Source organism: Nocardiopsis sp. NPDC055551 (assembly GCF_053619415.1).
Genome location: NZ_JBSHJJ010000006.1, coordinates 25,673 through 42,875, shown reverse-complemented (window position 1 = coordinate 42,875; position 17,203 = coordinate 25,673). Strand labels below are relative to the sequence as shown.

The 17,203-nt window shown below is 69.3% G+C and carries 15 protein-coding genes, 1 pseudogene and 1 riboswitch; of the genes and pseudogenes, 8 read left to right on the top strand and 8 right to left on the bottom strand.

Annotated elements, in window-relative coordinates; genetic code table 11:
* Nucleotides 1-21: 21 nt before the first annotated feature.
* Nucleotides 22-1,497 carry an aminotransferase-like domain-containing protein gene (locus ACWGSK_RS12365; RefSeq protein WP_358508931.1) on the bottom strand — a complete coding sequence of 492 codons (1,476 nt, stop codon included), beginning with the start codon at nucleotides 1,495-1,497 and terminating at the stop codon, nucleotides 22-24.
* 118 nt (nucleotides 1,498-1,615) lie between these two features.
* Between ACWGSK_RS12365 and ACWGSK_RS12360 the strand changes: the two genes are divergently transcribed.
* Complete coding sequence (locus ACWGSK_RS12360; RefSeq protein WP_358508930.1) at nucleotides 1,616-2,065, top strand: DUF3291 domain-containing protein; 450 nt, start codon at nucleotides 1,616-1,618, stop codon at nucleotides 2,063-2,065.
* Here ACWGSK_RS12360 and ACWGSK_RS12355 read toward each other — a convergent pair.
* Together ACWGSK_RS12355 and fabI are read right to left on the bottom strand one after the other, a co-directional pair.
* Entirely contained in the window at nucleotides 2,037-2,684 is a 648-nt protein-coding gene (locus tag ACWGSK_RS12355) for a hypothetical protein (RefSeq protein ID WP_452455850.1), read from the bottom strand. The two genes, ACWGSK_RS12360 and ACWGSK_RS12355, sit on opposite strands and share 29 nt — an antisense overlap.
* A 98-nt stretch (nucleotides 2,685-2,782) precedes the next feature.
* Nucleotides 2,783-3,577, bottom strand: a complete 795-nt coding sequence (fabI, locus tag ACWGSK_RS12350; protein WP_358508927.1) for an enoyl-ACP reductase FabI — start codon at nucleotides 3,575-3,577, stop codon at nucleotides 2,783-2,785.
* Nucleotides 3,578-4,020: 443 nt separating this feature from the next.
* Here fabI and ACWGSK_RS12345 point away from each other — a divergent pair, with 443 nt between their 5' ends.
* Entirely contained in the window at nucleotides 4,021-5,376 is a 1,356-nt protein-coding gene (locus ACWGSK_RS12345) for an SGNH/GDSL hydrolase family protein (RefSeq protein WP_358508925.1), read from the top strand.
* 70 nt (nucleotides 5,377-5,446) lie between these two features.
* Here the strand turns inward: ACWGSK_RS12345 and rocD are convergent, their stop codons facing one another.
* Nucleotides 5,447-6,721, bottom strand: a complete 1,275-nt coding sequence (rocD, locus tag ACWGSK_RS12340; RefSeq protein WP_358508924.1) for an ornithine--oxo-acid transaminase — start codon at nucleotides 6,719-6,721, stop codon at nucleotides 5,447-5,449.
* 370 nt (nucleotides 6,722-7,091) lie between these two features.
* On the opposite strand from rocD, the gene ACWGSK_RS12335 reads away from it, so the two are divergent.
* From ACWGSK_RS12335 to thiD, 3 genes are all read left to right on the top strand, one after another.
* Nucleotides 7,092-8,753, top strand: coding sequence for an acyl-CoA synthetase (locus ACWGSK_RS12335; RefSeq protein ID WP_452455849.1), 1,662 nt, complete (start codon nucleotides 7,092-7,094; stop codon nucleotides 8,751-8,753).
* Between the two features lie 394 nt (nucleotides 8,754-9,147).
* Nucleotides 9,148-10,074 carry a DUF368 domain-containing protein gene (locus tag ACWGSK_RS12330; RefSeq protein WP_452455848.1) on the top strand — a complete coding sequence of 309 codons (927 nt, stop codon included), beginning with the start codon at nucleotides 9,148-9,150 and terminating at the stop codon, nucleotides 10,072-10,074.
* A 67-nt stretch (nucleotides 10,075-10,141) separates the two neighbouring features.
* A riboswitch (TPP riboswitch) is annotated at nucleotides 10,142-10,240 on the top strand.
* Nucleotides 10,229-11,032: a bifunctional hydroxymethylpyrimidine kinase/phosphomethylpyrimidine kinase gene (thiD, locus tag ACWGSK_RS12325; protein WP_452455847.1), complete on the top strand. Its 804-nt coding sequence runs from the start codon at nucleotides 10,229-10,231 to the stop codon at nucleotides 11,030-11,032. It overlaps the preceding riboswitch by 12 nt.
* 73 nt (nucleotides 11,033-11,105) lie before the next feature.
* Here the strand turns inward: thiD and ACWGSK_RS12320 are convergent, their stop codons facing one another.
* On the bottom strand, nucleotides 11,106-12,524 hold the full coding sequence (locus ACWGSK_RS12320) for an alanine/glycine:cation symporter family protein (RefSeq protein WP_358508917.1): 1,419 nt from the start codon (nucleotides 12,522-12,524) through the stop codon (nucleotides 11,106-11,108).
* A gap of 208 nt (nucleotides 12,525-12,732) precedes the next feature.
* A complete protein-coding gene (locus ACWGSK_RS12315) occupies nucleotides 12,733-12,990 on the bottom strand; it encodes a DUF6457 domain-containing protein (RefSeq protein ID WP_452455846.1) in 258 nt (85 codons plus the stop codon).
* Between the two features lie 270 nt (nucleotides 12,991-13,260).
* Here ACWGSK_RS12315 and ACWGSK_RS12310 point away from each other — a divergent pair.
* Nucleotides 13,261-13,500, top strand: a pseudogene (locus ACWGSK_RS12310) (glycosyltransferase); the annotation flags it as partial.
* Nucleotides 13,498-14,118 (top strand): glycosyltransferase, encoded by a 621-nt coding sequence (locus ACWGSK_RS12305; RefSeq protein ID WP_452455959.1) that lies wholly within the window; start codon nucleotides 13,498-13,500, stop codon nucleotides 14,116-14,118. The pseudogene ACWGSK_RS12310 and the gene ACWGSK_RS12305, both read left to right, overlap by 3 nt.
* A gap of 144 nt (nucleotides 14,119-14,262) precedes the next feature.
* Here the strand turns inward: ACWGSK_RS12305 and ACWGSK_RS12300 are convergent, their stop codons facing one another.
* Complete coding sequence (locus ACWGSK_RS12300; protein ID WP_452455845.1) at nucleotides 14,263-15,597, bottom strand: pyridoxal phosphate-dependent aminotransferase; 1,335 nt, start codon at nucleotides 15,595-15,597, stop codon at nucleotides 14,263-14,265.
* A 150-nt stretch (nucleotides 15,598-15,747) separates the two neighbouring features.
* On the opposite strand from ACWGSK_RS12300, the gene ACWGSK_RS12295 reads away from it, so the two are divergent.
* On the top strand, nucleotides 15,748-16,698 hold the full coding sequence (locus tag ACWGSK_RS12295; RefSeq protein ID WP_452455844.1) for a LysR family transcriptional regulator: 951 nt from the start codon (nucleotides 15,748-15,750) through the stop codon (nucleotides 16,696-16,698).
* 103 nt (nucleotides 16,699-16,801) lie between these two features.
* On the opposite strand, the gene ACWGSK_RS12290 is transcribed toward ACWGSK_RS12295, so the two are convergent.
* Nucleotides 16,802-17,131 carry a hypothetical protein gene (locus ACWGSK_RS12290; RefSeq protein WP_452455958.1) on the bottom strand — a complete coding sequence of 110 codons (330 nt, stop codon included), beginning with the start codon at nucleotides 17,129-17,131 and terminating at the stop codon, nucleotides 16,802-16,804.
* Nucleotides 17,132-17,203: the final 72 nt, after the last annotated feature.

The following is a 17,203-nucleotide window of genomic DNA, read 5'->3' as shown; positions in this document are numbered from 1 at the left end:
TCGTCTTCGGGGTCCTCGCCCTCAGACGACCAGGGTGTCCGGGTGGCCGACCATCGGACCGTGCCGGTCCAGTTCGCGCCAGGCACGGGTCAGCCGCCACACCATCTCCTCCCGGGTGGCGCGGTCGTAGGACACCGGAAGCCGGAAGTACTCCTCGTGGCACCCGCCGCCCGACGCCGACATCACCGGACCGGGCACCAGGTCGACCTCGTGCGAGAGCGCCACCTGCGCGAAGGCCCGGGCGGCGACACCCGGCAGCCGCACCCACAGCGCAGCCCCACCATCAGGGGTGCGCCACTCCCAGCCGGGCAGGTCCCGCCGCAGCATCTCCTCCATGTGGGCCATGGCCTCGCGCAGGGTCTCCGAACGGTCGTGGGCCAGCGCTTCGTAGTCGTCCATCAAGCGCACCCCGACCGCTTGGTCCAGCAGCGGGCCCGCCAGGTCGGCGAGGATCTTGCGGCGGCTCAACCGCAACGCCATCTCGGCCGGTGCGCGCAGCCACCCCACCCGCAGCCCGGCCCAGGCCACCTTGGAGAGCGAGTCGACGGTGATGACCTCCGCTCCGCGCGGGGCGAAGGCCGCCAGCGGTGGGGGTTCGTCCTCGGCGCGGATGCCGGTGTAGGCGCTGTCCTCCAGGATCGGCACCCCCGAACGCGCGGACAGCTCCCCCAGCTCCCTGCGGCGGACCGCGGACATCATCACGCCGGTCGGGTTGTGGTACGAGGGCATGAGGTACATCAGGTGCGGGCGGTGCTCGGCGATCGCGCGGCGCACCCCGTTCGGATCGATGCCCTGGTCATCGAGGGGCACCGGGATGATCTCGGCCTCACGGTCGCGCATGAGGTCCAGACACCCGGCGAAGCTCGGGTCCTCCGCCACCACCTTGGTCCCCCGCCGCAGGTAGAGCTGGGCGACCAGGGACACCGCCTGGTGGGCGCCGGTGGTGACGACGATCTGGTCGGGGTGGGTGGGCAACCCCTGGCGTTCGTAGTAACGACAGATCGCCTCGCGCAGGGCGGGCAGGCCGCGCGGGTGGTAGGTGCTCTCCGCCATCAGTGAGGGCAGGTCCTGGGCCACGACCTCGCGGACGGCGCGTTCGACCCCTTCCAGGGCGGGGGTGCGCAGGCAGGAGGCGGAGATGAGCGAGTCATCGGTGCGCAGCAACGTGCCGTAGACGGGGTTGCCGTTGCCGCCGGCGGTCCACCCGTCCGAGATCACCGGGGGCAGGGCGCTGTTGACCCGGGTTCCGCTGCCTTGGCGGCTCTCCAGGGTCCCCTCCTCGCGCAGGTGGTCGTAGGCGGCCACCACTGTGGTGCGACTCACTCGGAGCGCGCCGGCCAACGCCCGTTCGGACGGCAGGCGTTCCCCGGGGGCGAGCGAACCCTGCTCGACCAGGTCTTTCAGGGCTTCGGACAGGCGTTTGTAGAGGGCGCCGGAGCCGCTCGTCCAGGAGCCGAGAAGACCCACGAGCTCATCGGTCCGCCGAACAAGGTCCATTTTTCGCTCCATTGGATCTCGCCATCATGGCCTGCCCTTCCGAGAATGGCATCAAGTTCGTGGATCCACCAGAGCCAAAGTGGCCTCGACCACAGGGTCCACTTGAAGGAGAATCCTCATGAGCACCCTGCTTCGTCGTCGCCACGCCGCCGCCTCCCGAGGCCCCAGGCCGCAAGTTCCGCGTCCGCAAACGACGTTGGTCGAGCACCACGTGATCCAGGGCGACCACACTCACCTGGCCACCCTCGCCCGCGCGCTCCGGAACCGGGTCAAGGACCACTCGGGCCACCTGGGAGAGGTCCATTTCCACCACGAAATGGACCGCGTGCATCTGGTTCGGTTGTGGCGGGGGCCCATCGAACTGCGCACCTTCGTGGAGGAGGCCCACCCCGACCTGCTCGCCTACCGCGAGGACAGCGGAGCCTTTCCCACCGTGGAGCGCACCCTGTGGTGGTCCGACGCGGGCGCGAACGTCACCCTGGCGGAAGCGATCGAGCGGTCCTCGCACCTGCGCGGCCACGGCCCCGGGCCGCGCGCCTTCAGCCTGGCCTCCCCGGTCCCGGCCTGACCCCGGCGGCGTCCTCCAGGTAGCGGATCCATCCGTCCACGAAGGCCTCGTGCGTCGACGTCTCCGCCCCGCGCCGCTCCCGCTCACCTTTGCGCGAGCAACGTTCGGCCCTCACCCGATCGAGCGTGAGGGCCGGGAGCCTCACCGCCAGACCCCACTCCCGTTCGGCCACCCACCTCAGGTCGTGGCCCTGTTCCAGGAGCACTTCGGACACACGTTGGATCCGCCCCAGTCGGGCCCGATCCACGTCATCGAGCATCGTGTCCACCACGAACGAGTCCTCGAAGAACGCGATCGTCACCCGAGGATCGATCGAGGCCTCCGCCTCGTCCGCCTTGCGCCGGTATCGATGTCGAAGGTGGAGGAGGAAGATCCCGAAGCCGAGCACCGCGCCGATGGTCTGTGCCGAGTCCCAGAACAGCCACTCCAGGACTCCCAGCCCGCACAGCCCGAGCAGCCCCATGGCATGACCGACCCGCCGGCTCTCCGGCCGGTCCTCGGCCCTGAGCCGGCCCACCGCCTCAGGTGCCTGGTTCAACGCACGCCAGACACCGCGAGCATGGTGTTCCGGCAACCCGGGATCGATACTGACCCGCAGTGGTTCGGGGGATTCGAGCAAGAGCGTCCGCCTTGCCATCTGGGGGATGGGGGGATCCCACAGCTTAGCGTTCGGAGGTCTCGCCCTCCTCGAACCCCGCCGCCTCCACCGCCCGGTCCCTAGTCGTTCTCGGGCTCTGCGGGGGCCAGGGGGGCACCCATGGCGTGGTAGCCGCCGTCGACGTGCATGACCGTGCCCGTGATGGCGCGGGCGGCGGGCGACATCAGGAACAGGGCCGGACCGGCGACCACCGACGTGTCCTTGGTGTCCCAGCCCAGCGGGGAGTGGTCGCCCCAGGAGTCGGCGATCTGGGAGAAACCGGGGATGGACCCACCCGCGAGGGACTTGATCGGGCCGGCGGAGATCGTGTTCACGCGGATGCGGTCCGGGCCCAGGTCACGGGCCAGGTAGCGGGCCGAGTTCTCCAGGACGGCCTTGGCCGACCCCATCCAGTCGTAGACCGGCCAGGCGACGCTGGCGTCGAAGGTCAGCGACACCACGCCGGCGCCCTCGGGGGCCTTGGCGAGCAGGTCGCGCATGCCCACGGTCAGGGCGGCCAGGGAGTAACCGGAGATGTGGATCGCCTTGGAGACGTCCTCCCAGTCGGTGTTGAGGAAGTTGCCGCCCAGCGCGGACTCGGGGGCGTAGGCGATGGCGTGCAGCACCCCGTCCAAGTGGTCCCAGTGCTCACCGATCGCCTCGACGGTGGCCTTGATCTGCTCAGGGTCGGTGACGTCCATCGGCAGCACCGCGACCGGTTCCTTGGGCAGCCGCTTGGCGATGCGCTCGCAGATGGAGAAGGCGCGTCCGGGCGGGTTCGTCAGGATGACGTCGTGGCCCTGGTTCATGGCCTCCTCCGCGATCGCGTAGGCGATGGAGGACTGGGTGGTGATACCGGTGATGAGCAGGTTCAAGAGGTCCCCTTGACGATTCGGCGACTTGCAGTGGAAACGTATCGGCGGATCCACGATTCATCAGTCGTGGAAGCCGACAAAGATTCCAGCCCCCTCTTTGGTCACGCGGCCCACACCGGTGGAACCGGGGCGCGGGCACACCGGCGGAGCCCCGGTCCGTACGAGTGAGCCAGGAATCCACACCGATTCTTTGTGGTCTTCCACGGGTGACCGCGGGGGTGTGATGCGGGCAGAGTCGTAAGCGCGCCTCCCTGGCACGGGTTCGGGGCGTCCCAGCGGGCTTGGCCGCCGCTGGGGCGCCTCGTCATCTCCATGCCCACGGGTCGGCCCCCACACCCCGGAGAACCCCTCACACGGCCGGTTCCGGACGTAATCCGCACGAATCACCACGGGTAGTCTGGCTGCTGGACCACAGGCCCGAGTAACGCGGGAGGCTAGCGGCCGTGTCATCACGCGAGGGTGGGCCGGACGTGCCCGAGGGGACCCCCGGTCCCGATGACGACGGTGCCGCCGAGGAGAACACCCCCTCAGAGGTTCACCACCCGCCCGAGGTGCCGGGCGCCGGCGCGAACGCCTTCGACATCGAGGACGCCGAGCCGCCCAGGCGACGCCGCCGATCCAAGGTCACCGTGATCGTCGCGACCGCCCTGGTCCTGGTCATGGTCGTCGTGATGGCCGTCCCCGTCAGCCGCGACGGGATCCTGGCCCTGTGGTGCGACGTCACCGGCGGGGTCTGCCCCGGCGAGGCGCTGCCACCGATCACCGAGGACGAGGAGATCGACTGGCGGGTGCGCGTGGAACCCGAGGAGGCCGCGCTGTGGGGCAACTACGTGTCCCTGGGCGACTCCTACTCCTCCGGTGACGGCGCCGGCGAATACGACCCCGAGACCGCCGAACCCGGCGAGTGCTGGCGCTCGGAGAACGCCTACCCCAAGCTCATCGAGCAGGAGTTCGACTTCGTGGGCTCCCTGGGGTTCTACGCGTGCAGTGGACACCGCGGCTCGGAGATGCTCGAACAGGTCGGCACCTCCGAGTCCCAGCTCGAACGCGTCACCGAGAACACCTCGCTGGTGACCGTGGGCATCGGCGGCAACGACCTCGGGTTCATCTCGGTGCTGCGCACCTGCATCGTGCGCATGCCCCTCTTGGAGCGGACCGGTTGCACCGACCAGGAGGCCGAGGTCGAGGAGAAGATGGACACGTTCGAGGAGACCCTCACCGAGGTGCTCGGTGAGATCCGCGACCGCGCCCCCGACGCCCGTGTCCTGGTCCTGGGCTACCCGAGGCTCTTCCCGGAGGAGCCGCCCGGCATGTACTACACGCTCTCCAACGGTGACCAACTCTGGCTGAACACCGTCGCCCAGCGGTTCAACGACCGCATCCGCGACACCGCCTACCGGGTGGACGGCGAGGTCTACGGTTCGCGCCAGGTCGGCAGCGTGGAGTACGTGAACGTGTTCAGTTCGTTGACCGGCCACGAGGTCAGCGCGGACGACGCCTGGCTCAACGGCATCGTTCTGGGCGAACTGGGCGAGGGGCTGAAGGTGGACCGCGCGAGCTTCCATCCGACCGCCGAGGGGCAGCGCTCGGTCGCCGAGCGGGTGCGCCTACAGATCCTGGAGGGTCCCGAACGGGTGCTGTACCAGTCCCGCGACCGGTTGGAGAGCGTGTCCCCGGAGAAACTGTCCCGTGAACTCGGTGGTCCGCTGGACCCGGTGAACGGCGAGCCCGAGGACGAACCCGCCGCCGACGAGGGTGCGGAGGAGGCCGCCGAGGCGGACTCCGACACCGACTCCTGACCCGGTTCTCGATCGACGCTCGGACGGCCGGTGGAGGCGGGGGCCGCGAACGGCCCCCGCTCCCCCGTCGCTACTTCTTCTCCGCCTTGAGTTCGGCGATGACCTCGGCGAAGCGGTCCAGACCCCAGTTGAGGTCCTCTTCGGTGATCACCAGGGGCGGCGACATCCGCACGGTGGAACCGTGCGTGTCCTTGACCAGGACCCCGTGCTCGGCGAGCCGCTTGCACAGCTCCTTGCCGGAGGCCAGTTCGGGGTCGACGTCCACGCCGGCCCACAGGCCGATGCTGCGCGCCGAGACCACCCCGTCGCCAACGAACTCGTCCAGCCGGCGTTTGAGGACCTCGCCCAGTTTGCGGGCGTTCTCCAGGTAGGGGCCCTCACTCAGCATGCGCACGACCGTCTCTCCGACGGCCCCGGCGAGCGGGTTGCCGCCAAAGGTGCTCCCGTGCTGGCCGGGCTGGATGACACCCAACACGTCCTCGTCGGCGACCATGGCCGAAACCGGCAGGATGCCGCCGCCCAGCGCCTTGCCGAACAGGTAGGCGTCCGGGACCACCCCGCTGTGCTCACAGGCCCGGATGGTGCCGGTGCGACCCAGTCCGGCCTGTACCTCGTCGGCGATGAACAGCACGCGGTTGTCGTCGCAGATCTCCCGGACCCGGGGCAGGTAGTCCGCGGGCGGCACGATCACGCCCGCCTCGCCCTGTACCGGCTCGATGAGCACCGCGACCGTGGTGTCGTCGACGGCGTCCTCGATGGCCTTGGCGTCCCCGTAGGCCACGGAGCGGAAGCCCGGCGTATAGGGGCCGAAACCCGTCTTCGCCTCCGGATCCGAGGAGAAGGAGATGATGGTGGTGGTGCGTCCGTGGAAGTTGGCGCCCGCCACAACGATGGTCGCCTGGTTCTCGGGAACGCCCTTGACCTCGTAGCCCCATTTACGGGCCACCTTGATGCCGGTCTCCACCGCCTCGGCACCGGTGTTCATCGGCAGGACCTTCTGCTTGCCGACCATGTCGGCCAGGTCTCTCACCCATGGTCCGAACCGGTCGTTGTAGAAGGCCCGGCTGGTCAACGTCACCCGGTCGAGCTGGGCGTGCGCCGCCGCCAGGAGGTCGGGGTTGTGGTGGCCGAAGTTCATGGCCGAGTACCCGGCCAGGCAATCGAGGTACCGCTTTCCCTCGACGTCCGTCACCCAGGCGCCACGGCCCTCGGAGATCACGACGGGAAGGGGTGAGTAGTTGTGCGCCGATCTGGCCTGCGCGAGTTCGATGTGGTCCGAGCTGGAAAGTGCGTGTCCGGCGGGGTTTCCGGCGGAGTCCTGCTGTCCCAGGTTCTGGGTGGTCATCTAGCCGCTCCGATCACCATTGACCGATGTCAGACAGTAGATACCCACCGTGGGGCCGGGTAGAGCCTCCGCGGCGGGATCCCCAAGAGTTGAGCAGATCATCCGGTGAGCACACAAGAGGTGGCCGACATCACCGCGCGCGACCGACGCCCGAAACCCATGTGCGCTCCATGCCGGTACACCGCCTGAGCGGGGCTCTTCCGAACCCCGGTCACAAGGGGGTCACGGGCATGGTCGCGCAGGTGACGCGGTACACAGCCCTCACCACGATCAGCCCGGTTTCTGACGGGTACGGTCGCCGTACAGTCACAGCCGCCGCGAGCGTCTTCGCCGGGGACGGCCGTCACACGAACGCCAGGGAGGATCTGCCGTGCCACACACGTCTTCGGATACCCCTTTCTCCCTCCCTGCGCTGATGGCGGCGGTGGCCGAGGCCGTACCGGAGCGGATCGCCCTCGTCGCGGGCCCACGTCGGCTCACCTACCGCGCCTTGGACGAACGGGCCACCCGATTGGCCCGACACCTGGTCGGCGCGGGTGTGCGCCCTGGTGAGAACGTGGCGATCCTGTCGTTCAACCGGGCCGAGTGGATGGAGTCGTTCCTCGGTGTGCTGCGCGCCGGAGCGGTGCCGGTCAACGTCAACTACCGGTACGTGGCCGGTGAACTGCGACACGTACTGTCCGACTCGCACGCGGCGGCGCTGATCGCCGAGGACTCCCTGGCCGCCACGGTCACGGCCATCCGACCGGATCTGCCACGACTGCGCCACGTGCTGCTGTTGGCCGACGGCACCGAGCGAACCGCCGAGGGGACGGACTACGAGTCCGCCCTGACCGCGCAGGGCGAGGACGTCGGAACCCCCCGGAGCGCGCTCCCCGGCACGAGCGGCGACGACCACTACCTGCTCTACACCGGCGGCACCACGGGTTACCCCAAGGGTGTGCTGTGGCGCCAGGCCGACGTCTTTCGCGCCGCCGTGGAGCGCCGGTCCCCCGGCACGCCGCGCGCTCGCACCCCCGATGAGGTGGCCGAACGCGCCGTTCGCTGTTTCCCGCAGCGCATGCTGGTCCTGGGTCCGGTCATGCACGCGGCCGGGCAGTGGCACGCGTTGAGCATGCTGCTGTGCGGCAAGCGCGTGGTGCTGTCCACCGACCGCAGCTTCCGGCCGGACCGTGTGCTGGAACTGGCGCACCGCGAGGGCGTGCACGCGCTCCAGCTGGTGGGCGACGCGATGGCGCGTCCCCTGGCGCGGCACCTGCTCACCGAGCCCGAACTGTGCCCTGACCTGACCTCGGTGCGTTCCGGTGGTACCCCGTTGACCCCGGCGGTGCGCAACCTGTGGAGGGCCTGGCGCGGAGACGTGACCCTGGCCGACTCCTACGGGGGTTCGGAGACGGGTGTGTGCGGTTCGGCGACCGCCCCCGACGAGGCGGCCACGGTCGCCGACGCCACCGACCGTCGCAGCTTCACCATGGGCGGCAGCATCTCGGTGCTGGATGACGCGTTGCGTCCGTTGCGGCCGGGGTCGCCACAGGTCGGACGGATCGCGCGGACCGGCCGGATCCCCTTGGGCTACTACAACGACCCCATCGCCACCGCTCGTACCTTTCCCACCGACGCCGAGGGGCGACGTTGGGCGTTGTCGGGCGACTACGGGACCCGGGCCACGGACGGTTCGATCGACCTGTTGGGCCGGGGCAGCGTGGTCATCAACACCGCCGGGGAGAAAGTGTATCCCGAGGAGGTGGAGGCCGTGCTCAAGGCCCACCCGTCGGTGGACGACGTGATCGTGGTGCCCGCCCCGGACGAGAACCTCGGCCAGCGGGTCACGGCCCTGGTCTCGTTGGCCCCCGGAAGCGACCCGGACGAGAAGGCGTTGCGCGCCCACTGCCGGGTTCGGTTGGCCGGGTTCAAGGTGCCCCGGACGGTGCACTTCGTGGACCGGGTCCGGCGCACCGCCGTGGGCAAACAGGACTACCGTTGGGCCACTTCGGTGGCCGATGAGGGCGCCCACAGTCCCCGATCGCGGTGACCCGTGGAGGTCTCCGAGGGGTCCCCTCGACCTCCCTCTGTGGTACCCCTCATTTCGGTCTCCGAGTCAGTACACCATTAAGCATCCGAAACGCGGTTTCGGCGCCCTCTCGATGTCTCCAGGACAGTTCCGGGACGCTTTCCGCCCTCATCGACGACGCTAGAATGGCCACACCCGGCCCGGGGGCCGCGGTCCCCTTCCCCCATCGTGTGGCCGGAGTGACGAACCTCGGCGTTGGGCCCGGGATCGTACCATCGGCGGATTCATCGAGGTCCGCGCCGACCCAAGCACCCCTTTGATCGTCCGGTCCACCGTGGATACGGGACCGGCGACACCATCAGGACGGAGGACGGCGTCCCCTTTCCGGCTCCCCGGAAGAAGCGCCCGAGCATTCATGGCCAACTCAGTAGGCTCCTACATCTTCAACGCGGTGCGCGGCGGGGCCGTGGGCACCTCCGAAGCACTGCCCGGTATCAGCGGCGGCACCGTCGCCCTGATGGTCGGTCTCTACGACAAGCTGATCGGTGGCGCGGGCCACGCGGTCAGCGGGATCAAGCGCTACGTCACCGACGTGCCCCGAGGACGCGGCAAGGACCGTGCCCGGGAGCAGTTCCGCCAGGTGGACTGGGGCGTCCTGATCCCCGCCCTGATCGGTATGGCCTTCGCGCTCATCCTCGCCGCGGTCTTCCTGGCGCCCCTGGTCGAGAGCCACACCCAGTACGCCTACGCCCTCTTCTTCGGACTGGTACTGGCCTGCCTGTGGATCCCCTACACCGGCGCGGGCAAGACCTGGAAGGCCTGGCACTACCTCCTGGCCCTGGTCTTCGCCGCGCTCTCCTTCTTCCTCACCGGGTTGCCGGGTGCCAACCTGCCCACCCATCCCGTGGTGGTGTTCATCGCCGCCGCGGTCGCGATCTGCGCCCTGGTCCTTCCAGGTCTGTCCGGATCCTTCATCCTGCTGGCCCTGGGTCTGTACGAGCCCACCATGGCCGCCCTGCGCTCGGTCGACATCCCCTACATCGCGGTCTTCGTGCTCGGCATGATCACCGGTCTCGCCCTGTTCGTGAAGGTCCTGCAGTTCCTGCTGGAGAACCACCACCACGTCACCCTGGTCGTGCTCACCGGTCTCATGGCCGGTTCGCTGCGCGCCCTGTGGCCTTGGCAGTCCGAGGAGCGAGAGATCCTGCCGATGACCGACGTGCCCGTGACGCTGGCCTTCACCGCGCTCGGCTTCGTAATCGTGGTCGCTTCGATCGTGTGGGAGCACCGCACCCGCGCCCAGCGCGAGCACGAGGCCGGTCACCAGAGCGTCTCCGTCTGACCCTTAGAGTCGTACCCACAACCACATACCGAGTCGGGGTCGAGCGAGCGCTTCACGGCGCTTCGACCCCGACGGCGCGGGGTGCCGGGGAAACGACCCGGCTGAGAGCACACCCGTCGAACCTGCCCTAGTTCGTACTAGCGAAGGAACGCCCATGAGCGTGCACAACGTCGTGTCCATCGCCGGAAGCGACCCCAGTGGGGGCGCCGGCGTCCAGGCGGACCTGAAGTCGTTCTCCGCCCACGGGGTCTTCGGGATGAGCGTGGTGACGGCGTTGACCGCCCAGTCCACGCGCGGGGTCACCGGGGTTCACGGTGTCCCCGCTTCGTTCGTCGTCGACCAGATGGAGACACTGTTCGGGGACGCCACGGTCCACGCGGTCAAGGTGGGAATGCTGGGTACCGCCGAGGTCACCGAGGCCGTGGCCGCCGCGATCGACCGACACGGGCTGCCGAACGTGGTGGTGGACCCGGTGATGGTCGCCAAGAGCGGCGACCGGTTGTTGGAGCGTTCGGCGATGGAGGCGCTGCGCGGAGAACTGCTGCCGCGCGCCGACCTGCTCACACCGAATCTGCCGGAGGCCGCCGACCTGCTCGGCGAGGAGGAGGCCACGGACCTGGCCACGATGCGCTCCCAGGCCGAGAGGCTTCTGAAGCTGGGGCCGCGTCGGGTCCTGCTCAAGGGTGGTCACCTGCCGGGTACCGACAGCGTCGACCTGTTGGTCGACGGGGAGTCCGCCCCGGTCGAGCTGAGCGCCACGCGCGTGGCGACCCGCAACACCCACGGCACCGGCTGCACCCTGTCCTCCGCGATCGCCGCGCTGATCCCCCAACGCCCGGACGTGGCCACCGCCGTGGCCGACGCCAAGACCTGGCTGACCGAGGCGCTGCGCCACGCCGACGAGATCGACGCCGGCGGCGGCCAGGGCCCCGTGCACCATTTCCACGCCTGGTGGTGATCACACGAAGGGGGGACCGGCCCGTGCGGACCGGTCCCCCCTTCATATTCTCCCCGTGGGGCGTGCGAGTCGGCTAGCGCTGGACGTCGTCCATCACCGCGTCCGGGTTACGCCAATCGGGGTGACCGAAGAACCTCTTGCTCTCCGCCACGATGACCGGGGACAGCAGGAGCAACCCCACCAGGTTCGGCAGCGCCATCAGGCCGTTGGCGATGTCGCTGAACAGCCAGACGGAGTCGAGGCTGGCGACCGAACCGATGAAGATGATGACGATGAAGATGAGTCGGTAGGGCAGGACCAGCTTGCGTCCGCCCAGGAACTCCACGCACCGCTCACCGTAGTAGGCCCAGCCGAGCAGGGTGCTGAAGGCGAAGACGGCCACGGAGGCCGCGACGACGTAGGCGCCCGCGGTACCGAAGGTGGGGCTGATGGCACCCAGCCCCTCGGTCATGGCCTGCGACGTCAGCAGCGAACCGTCCTCGGCCTCGTCTCCCTGCCACACACCGGTCACGATGATGACCAGGCAGGTCATGCTCACCACGATGATGGTGTCGATGAAGGTCTGGGTCATGGAGACCATGGCCTGACGGACCGGCTCCTTGGTCTTGGCCGCGGCGGCGGCGATACCACCGGTGCCCAGCCCGGACTCGTTGGAGAAGATGCCGCGGGCGAAGCCCATCTGGATGGCGAGCATGACACCGGCGCCCGCGAAACCGCCGACGGCGGAGGTCCCGGTGAAGGCGTCGGTGAACACCAGCTGGAAGGCGGGCAGGAGCGACTGCCAGTTGGCGATGAGCACGACGAGGCAGATGCCGACGTAACCGATGATCATGATCGGCACGAGGCCGGAGGCGACACGACCGATGCTCTTGATGCCACCGAGGATCACTCCGCCGGACAGGATCATCAGAGCGAGGCCGATGACCCACGGCTCCAGCGGGGTGACGCTGCTGACCTGTTGGGCCACGGTGTTGGCCTGGGTGCCGTTACCGATACCGAAGGCCGCGATGGCGCCGAAGACCGCGAAGGCGACACCGAGGAAGGTGCCGAGCCCACCCTTGATCCCGTACTTGAGGTAGTACATCGGGCCGCCGCTCTGCTCACCCTTAGCGTCGGTGCGGCGGTACTTCACCCCCAGGAGGGCTTCGCTGTACTTGGTGGCCATACCGAAGATGCCGATGAACCACATCCAGAACAGCGCGCCCGGGCCACCGACACCGATGGCCAGCGCGGCGCCCGCGATGTTACCGACGCCGACGGTGGCGGCGAGCGCGGTGCTCAGTGCCTGGTAGTGGGAGATGTCGCCCTCGACGGAGGAGTCCTCCTTGCGACGGACGAGGGCGAGCCAAAGGGCGTGCGGGAGCCTGAGCAGCTGAAGGAGGCGCAGCCGGATGGTGAGGAAGACACCGACACCCAACAACAACGGAATGAGGACGAAGGGTCCCCAGATGACGTCGCTGATGATGCCGGCCATCTCAAGGAGTTGGTCCACAGGGGATCTCCCTTTCGGTGAGTGCGTGGGGCCGAGAGATCCGAGGGTGGAACAGAGGGACCGTTGTTCGCGGAGTCACATCGGCACAGGTGGGTGCATTTCGATATCGGCAAAGAATGACACTGACGCGTAACGAACGAATCACATGTGTTCGACATGAACGTTGCGCCGCGCCGGTGTCACCTCGGGTGCGCGACGGGGCGCACCCTCAGTCCGCCTTGTCCTCGTCCTCGGCGTGGGCCAGCGCGAGCCTGCTGAGCGCGGCCGCGGCCTCCTCCGGGTCCGCCCCCCTACCGACCGCCACACCCAACAGATAGGTGGTCAGCGGTGCCGCGGGGCGGGCGACGGAGTGCGCGGCGTCGCGGGCCAGGTCGAGGATCCTGTCGACGTCGGCCTTCTGGAGCGGCTCGCTCCCGGACAGTTCGAGCTCCTCGAACACCAGCTTCGACCATTCCACCAGGGTCACCGATCGACTCCTCAAAGGTGTGTCCTGCAACGTTTTCGGCGATCATGCCATCCCGGGGTCACACGACGGCCAGACGACCGTACACGCCTCGTCACCGCCCGATCCTCCAACCCTCCCCCTTCCGACGGGGCGGGTTCGCTCGGGCTGCGACCCCGGTTCACACTCCGAGCCTAGCGTCGGGAGCAGCGATATTCCGGCGTTGGGAGCCCGTTCGCATGTCCCCCATGACCCCGCTCGTCGACACCTTCCCGAACACCCCACCGGGCCACCCTCTTCGGTGCCGCCGCCGTGGACGTGGCGCGACGTTGGGCGCTGCCGACCGTGGGCGTGTTCCAGACCGACCTGGCCGGTTTCGCCGGTCGGTACGGTCTGCCCGGAACCGAGGCGCTCTGGTCGTTGCTGCACCGGATCCACTCCGCCGTGGACCGCACCCTGGTGCCCTCCTCCGCCACGATGGAGGCGTTGTCGGACCGCGGATTCCCCCGGTTGGCCCTGTGGCGTCGCGGGGTGGACACCGACCGGTTCCACCCCGACCACCGTTCCGAGGGGTTGCGGCGCCGTCTGGCCCCGAACGGCGAGACGCTCGTCGGATACGTGGGCCGGCTGTCCAAGGACAAGCGCGTGGAGCTGCTGGGTCACCTGGCGCGCCTGCGCAACATCCGGATCGTGGTGGTCGGTGACGGTCCCGACCGGACCCGGCTGCGCCGGATGCTGCCCGACGCGGTCTTCACCGGTCAGCGCACCGGCCAGGACCTGTCCCGGCTGTACGCGGCGTTGGACGTGTTCGTGCACACCGGGGCCGACGAGACCTTCTGCCAGACCGTCCAGGAGTCGCTGGCCTCCGGGGTGCCGGTGGTGGCCCCCGCCGCGGGTGGCCCGCTGGACCTGATCACCGACGAGCACAACGGGTTGCTGTTCGCGCCCGACTCGTCGCGTGAGCTGAAGGTGGCGGTGGGCCGGCTGGCGCACAACCACCGGGTGCGCGAGCCGATGCGGGCCGCGGCCCGGCCCTCGGTGGAGCACCGCACCTGGGCCGCAGTCAACACCGACCTCGTCGCGCACTACCGGTCGGTGATCGCCCCCAGCCGGGAGCTGGCCGAGCGGTCGGCGCAGACGCAGGGGGCCTGACCCACAGCGGCCGTGACCCCGCCGTGCCACCGTCCCCGAACATGACGAACGGGCCCCTCCCCGGGAGAGATATGGGGAGGGACCCGTCGGTTGTGTCCGCCGCGCCCCCTTAAAACGAGGCGGCCACAAGCTGTGGGGGCCGGATCAGCTCACCGACCGCGCGACCTCGCGTCGCACCGGGACGACCGTGGCGGCGTGGGCCGGGCCCTTGTCCAGCAGACCGCCGAGCACCTCGGTGAGTCGGTCCAGGTGGGCGCGGATCCACGGCAGCGCCAGGGGATCGTGTGCGGAAAGGGCCGCGTAACGACGCTCCTCGGAGTCGCCGTAGAGCAGGCTGGTGGCCACCCGCATGCGCAGGGTGTGGGGGCTCTCCCCGAACTCCACGGCCGGCAGGACGCCCATGCCGTACCCGTCCAGCAACAGTCCGGTCAGCTCGGGCCCGGTCGTGACCCCGTGCAGGGTCCGCAGGCGCTCCCGGACGGGCTCGAAGTCCGGGTACAGGTAGAAGGCGGCGCTGGGCGCGGCGACGTTCGCCCCGGCCGCGACGAAGACGTCGGTGACGGCTCGGGCGACGATGCCGTGCAGACGGCGACTGCGGTCGATGTGGTCGACGAGCTCGGTGGGTTCGGCGAAGGCGTGCGAGGCGGCCTGCTGGACCGGTGCGGCCGGGCTGGACCAGATCTCGCTGGCCACCCCCAGGAGTCCGCCGCGCAGCCGGTGACCGATCTCGGAGTCGGGCAGGCGCAGGACGCCGATCCGCCAGCCGCCCAGGGCCAGGTTCTTGCTCAGGCCGGTGGAGATGACGGTGCGTTCGGGCGCGAACTCGGCGGGGCTGTGCACGACGACGCGGTCCTCGCCGTCGGAGTCGAGGTGGACGAGGTCCCGGTAGATCTCGTCGGAGATGATGATGAGGTCGAGTTCGCGGGCGACGTCGGCGAGCCGTCGGACGGTCTCGACGTCGGCGACGGTCCCGGTCGGGTTGTCCGGGAGGGTGACGACGACGGCGTTGACGGTGCGACCCTGCTCGCGGGCGTCGGTGACGGCGGCGTGCAGTAGGTCGGGCTGGGGTACGCCGCCCTGTCCGGTGGCGGTCGGCACCATGATGGGGCTCTGGCCGACCAGGCGGCTCTGTGCCGCGTAGCTGACCCAGCTGGGCGCGGCGATGGCGGTGTCACCGCCGATCTCCAGGAGAAGGCTGTAGAGCAGGGGCTTGCTGCCGGGGCCCGCGATGACCAGGTCCGGGTCGGTGTCCAGTCCTCGGCGGTTCCAGTAGCCGGCGGCCGCCTCGCGGAGCGCCGCCGATCCGGCGACCGGCCCGTAGGCGTTGGCGCCGTTTCCCGCGGAGAGGTGGTCGCGCATGACGGGGTGTACCGGAAGGCCGGCCTCACCGAAGCCGAGTGGAAGCACGCGTACCCCTTGGCGACGCTTCTCGTTGAGTGCTTCGTTGACGGCGAGAGTGGCGGACACAGTGACGGTCATGGACGACTCATCTCCGAGATGGCGTTAGGCGCGGGGCCAGACCCCGAGCCGGTGTTCCGCTCTTCGTCTGACCTCTTCTGTGTTCCAGCCTGCCCATCGATCGCCATCAGCACAAGCGCGTCTTTTTGATGCTGAGCGTAAGATGTCCTTATGCTTGATCTCCATCGTCTGCAGTTGCTCCGTGAGTTCAGCGTTCGGGGCACCATCGTCGCCACCGCGAACGCCCTCGGTTACACCCCTTCGGCGGTGTCACAGCAACTGACCACGCTCGAACGGGAGACGGGCGTGGCCTTGCTGGATCGCTCTCCTCGCGGGGCGGAGCTGACCGATGCCGGTCGGCTGCTCGTGGTCCAGGCCGAGGAGATCCTGGCGATGGTCGAGGCGGCCGAGTCGGTCCTGGCCGAACAGGCGGACGTGGCCTTGGGCGTGGTCACCGTCACGGCCTTCCCGACCGCCGCGGTGGCGTTCGCGCCCGAGTTGGCGCCGCCGTTGCGCCGGCACCAGGGCATGCAGCTGGTGTTGCGGCAGACATTGCTGTCCACCGGAACGCAGAAGGTGCGTTCCCGCGAGGTCGACGTCGCGATCGTCGACGACTGGACCGGCAAGCACCCGGGGCGGGGGGCGGACAGCGCACTGCGCCACGTCCACCTGCTGCGGGACCCGATGGTGTTGGCCGTCCCGGAGGACCACCGGTTGGCGGAGCCGTCGTTCCCGCTGGTGTTGGACCGGTTGCTCAACGAGTCGTGGATCGTGGCGCCCGAGGGCGAGCGTTCGCGTTACGGCACGGACAAGCTCTTCGAGGAAGCCGGCGGCCTGCCCGCCGCCACCTGGGAGTTCGAGGGTCTGGGCACGATCTTGAGCCTGGTGTCGAGAGGGATCGGAATCGCCGCGGTCCCGGCGCTGGCGATGGTGGGCGCTCCGGCGGGGCTGGTCTACCGGAAACTGCCCTCGCCCCCGGTCCGGCACGTGTACGCGGTGCTGCGGCCGGCGTCGCTGCGCAGGCCGGCGGTGCGGGTGACCCTGGACGCCCTGCGGCAGGCGGCGCGCGGTGTGGAGGACGACATCGACCCGCTCACCACCGACGACGAGCCCACCATGTGACGCGGGGCCGTGGCGGGAGGGCGGATCCCAGGGGGCCTCACACGTCGAACGCGACACGTGGCGGACGTGTCGCGTTCATCGGTCGGGTATCGGTTCCGTGGTCTCACTCGCCGTCCCCTCTTCGGCGCGTCTTGTCGATCTTGCGTCGGATCCGACGACAGACGTGTCGGGCCCGGTCACGGTCGTCGCGAGCGTTCCACCAGCGCGCGTAGGCTTCCAGCCTTCTCTTGCGCAGGGAATCCAGCTCCGCCTCCATCCGGTTCACCCGGTGCTCCAGGTCGATCCGTTCACGTTCGAACGCCGACATGTCTCGCTCATGGAACCCCGCCTCCCGCTCGGCGCTGAGCAGTCGATCGCTGAGGCCCTCGGTCGTGTTACCGCCCTTGGCGGTCCGGCCGAGGCCTGTCTGTCCACTGATGCCTTCGAACCACACAACCACTTGTGTTTCCCGTATCGCCCGAACATCACTGTTGGCTACGCAAAGAATGCGGAAAGTGGCATTAGC

What these genes read in the sequence shown, in the direction of transcription:
- ACWGSK_RS12365 (WP_358508931.1), bottom strand. Translation starts at nt 1,497, where the DNA reads ATGGACCTTGTTCGGCGGACCGATGAGCTCGTGGGTCTTCTCGGCTCC.
- ACWGSK_RS12360 (WP_358508930.1), top strand. Translation starts at nt 1,616, where the DNA reads ATGAGCACCCTGCTTCGTCGTCGCCACGCCGCCGCCTCCCGAGGCCCC.
- rocD (WP_358508924.1), bottom strand. Translation starts at nt 6,721, where the DNA reads ATGACCACCCAGAACCTGGGACAGCAGGACTCCGCCGGAAACCCCGCC.
- ACWGSK_RS12330 (WP_452455848.1), top strand. Translation starts at nt 9,148, where the DNA reads ATGGCCAACTCAGTAGGCTCCTACATCTTCAACGCGGTGCGCGGCGGG.
- thiD (WP_452455847.1), top strand. Translation starts at nt 10,229, where the DNA reads ATGAGCGTGCACAACGTCGTGTCCATCGCCGGAAGCGACCCCAGTGGG.
- ACWGSK_RS12300 (WP_452455845.1), bottom strand. Translation starts at nt 15,597, where the DNA reads ATGACCGTCACTGTGTCCGCCACTCTCGCCGTCAACGAAGCACTCAAC.
- ACWGSK_RS12295 (WP_452455844.1), top strand. Translation starts at nt 15,748, where the DNA reads ATGCTTGATCTCCATCGTCTGCAGTTGCTCCGTGAGTTCAGCGTTCGG.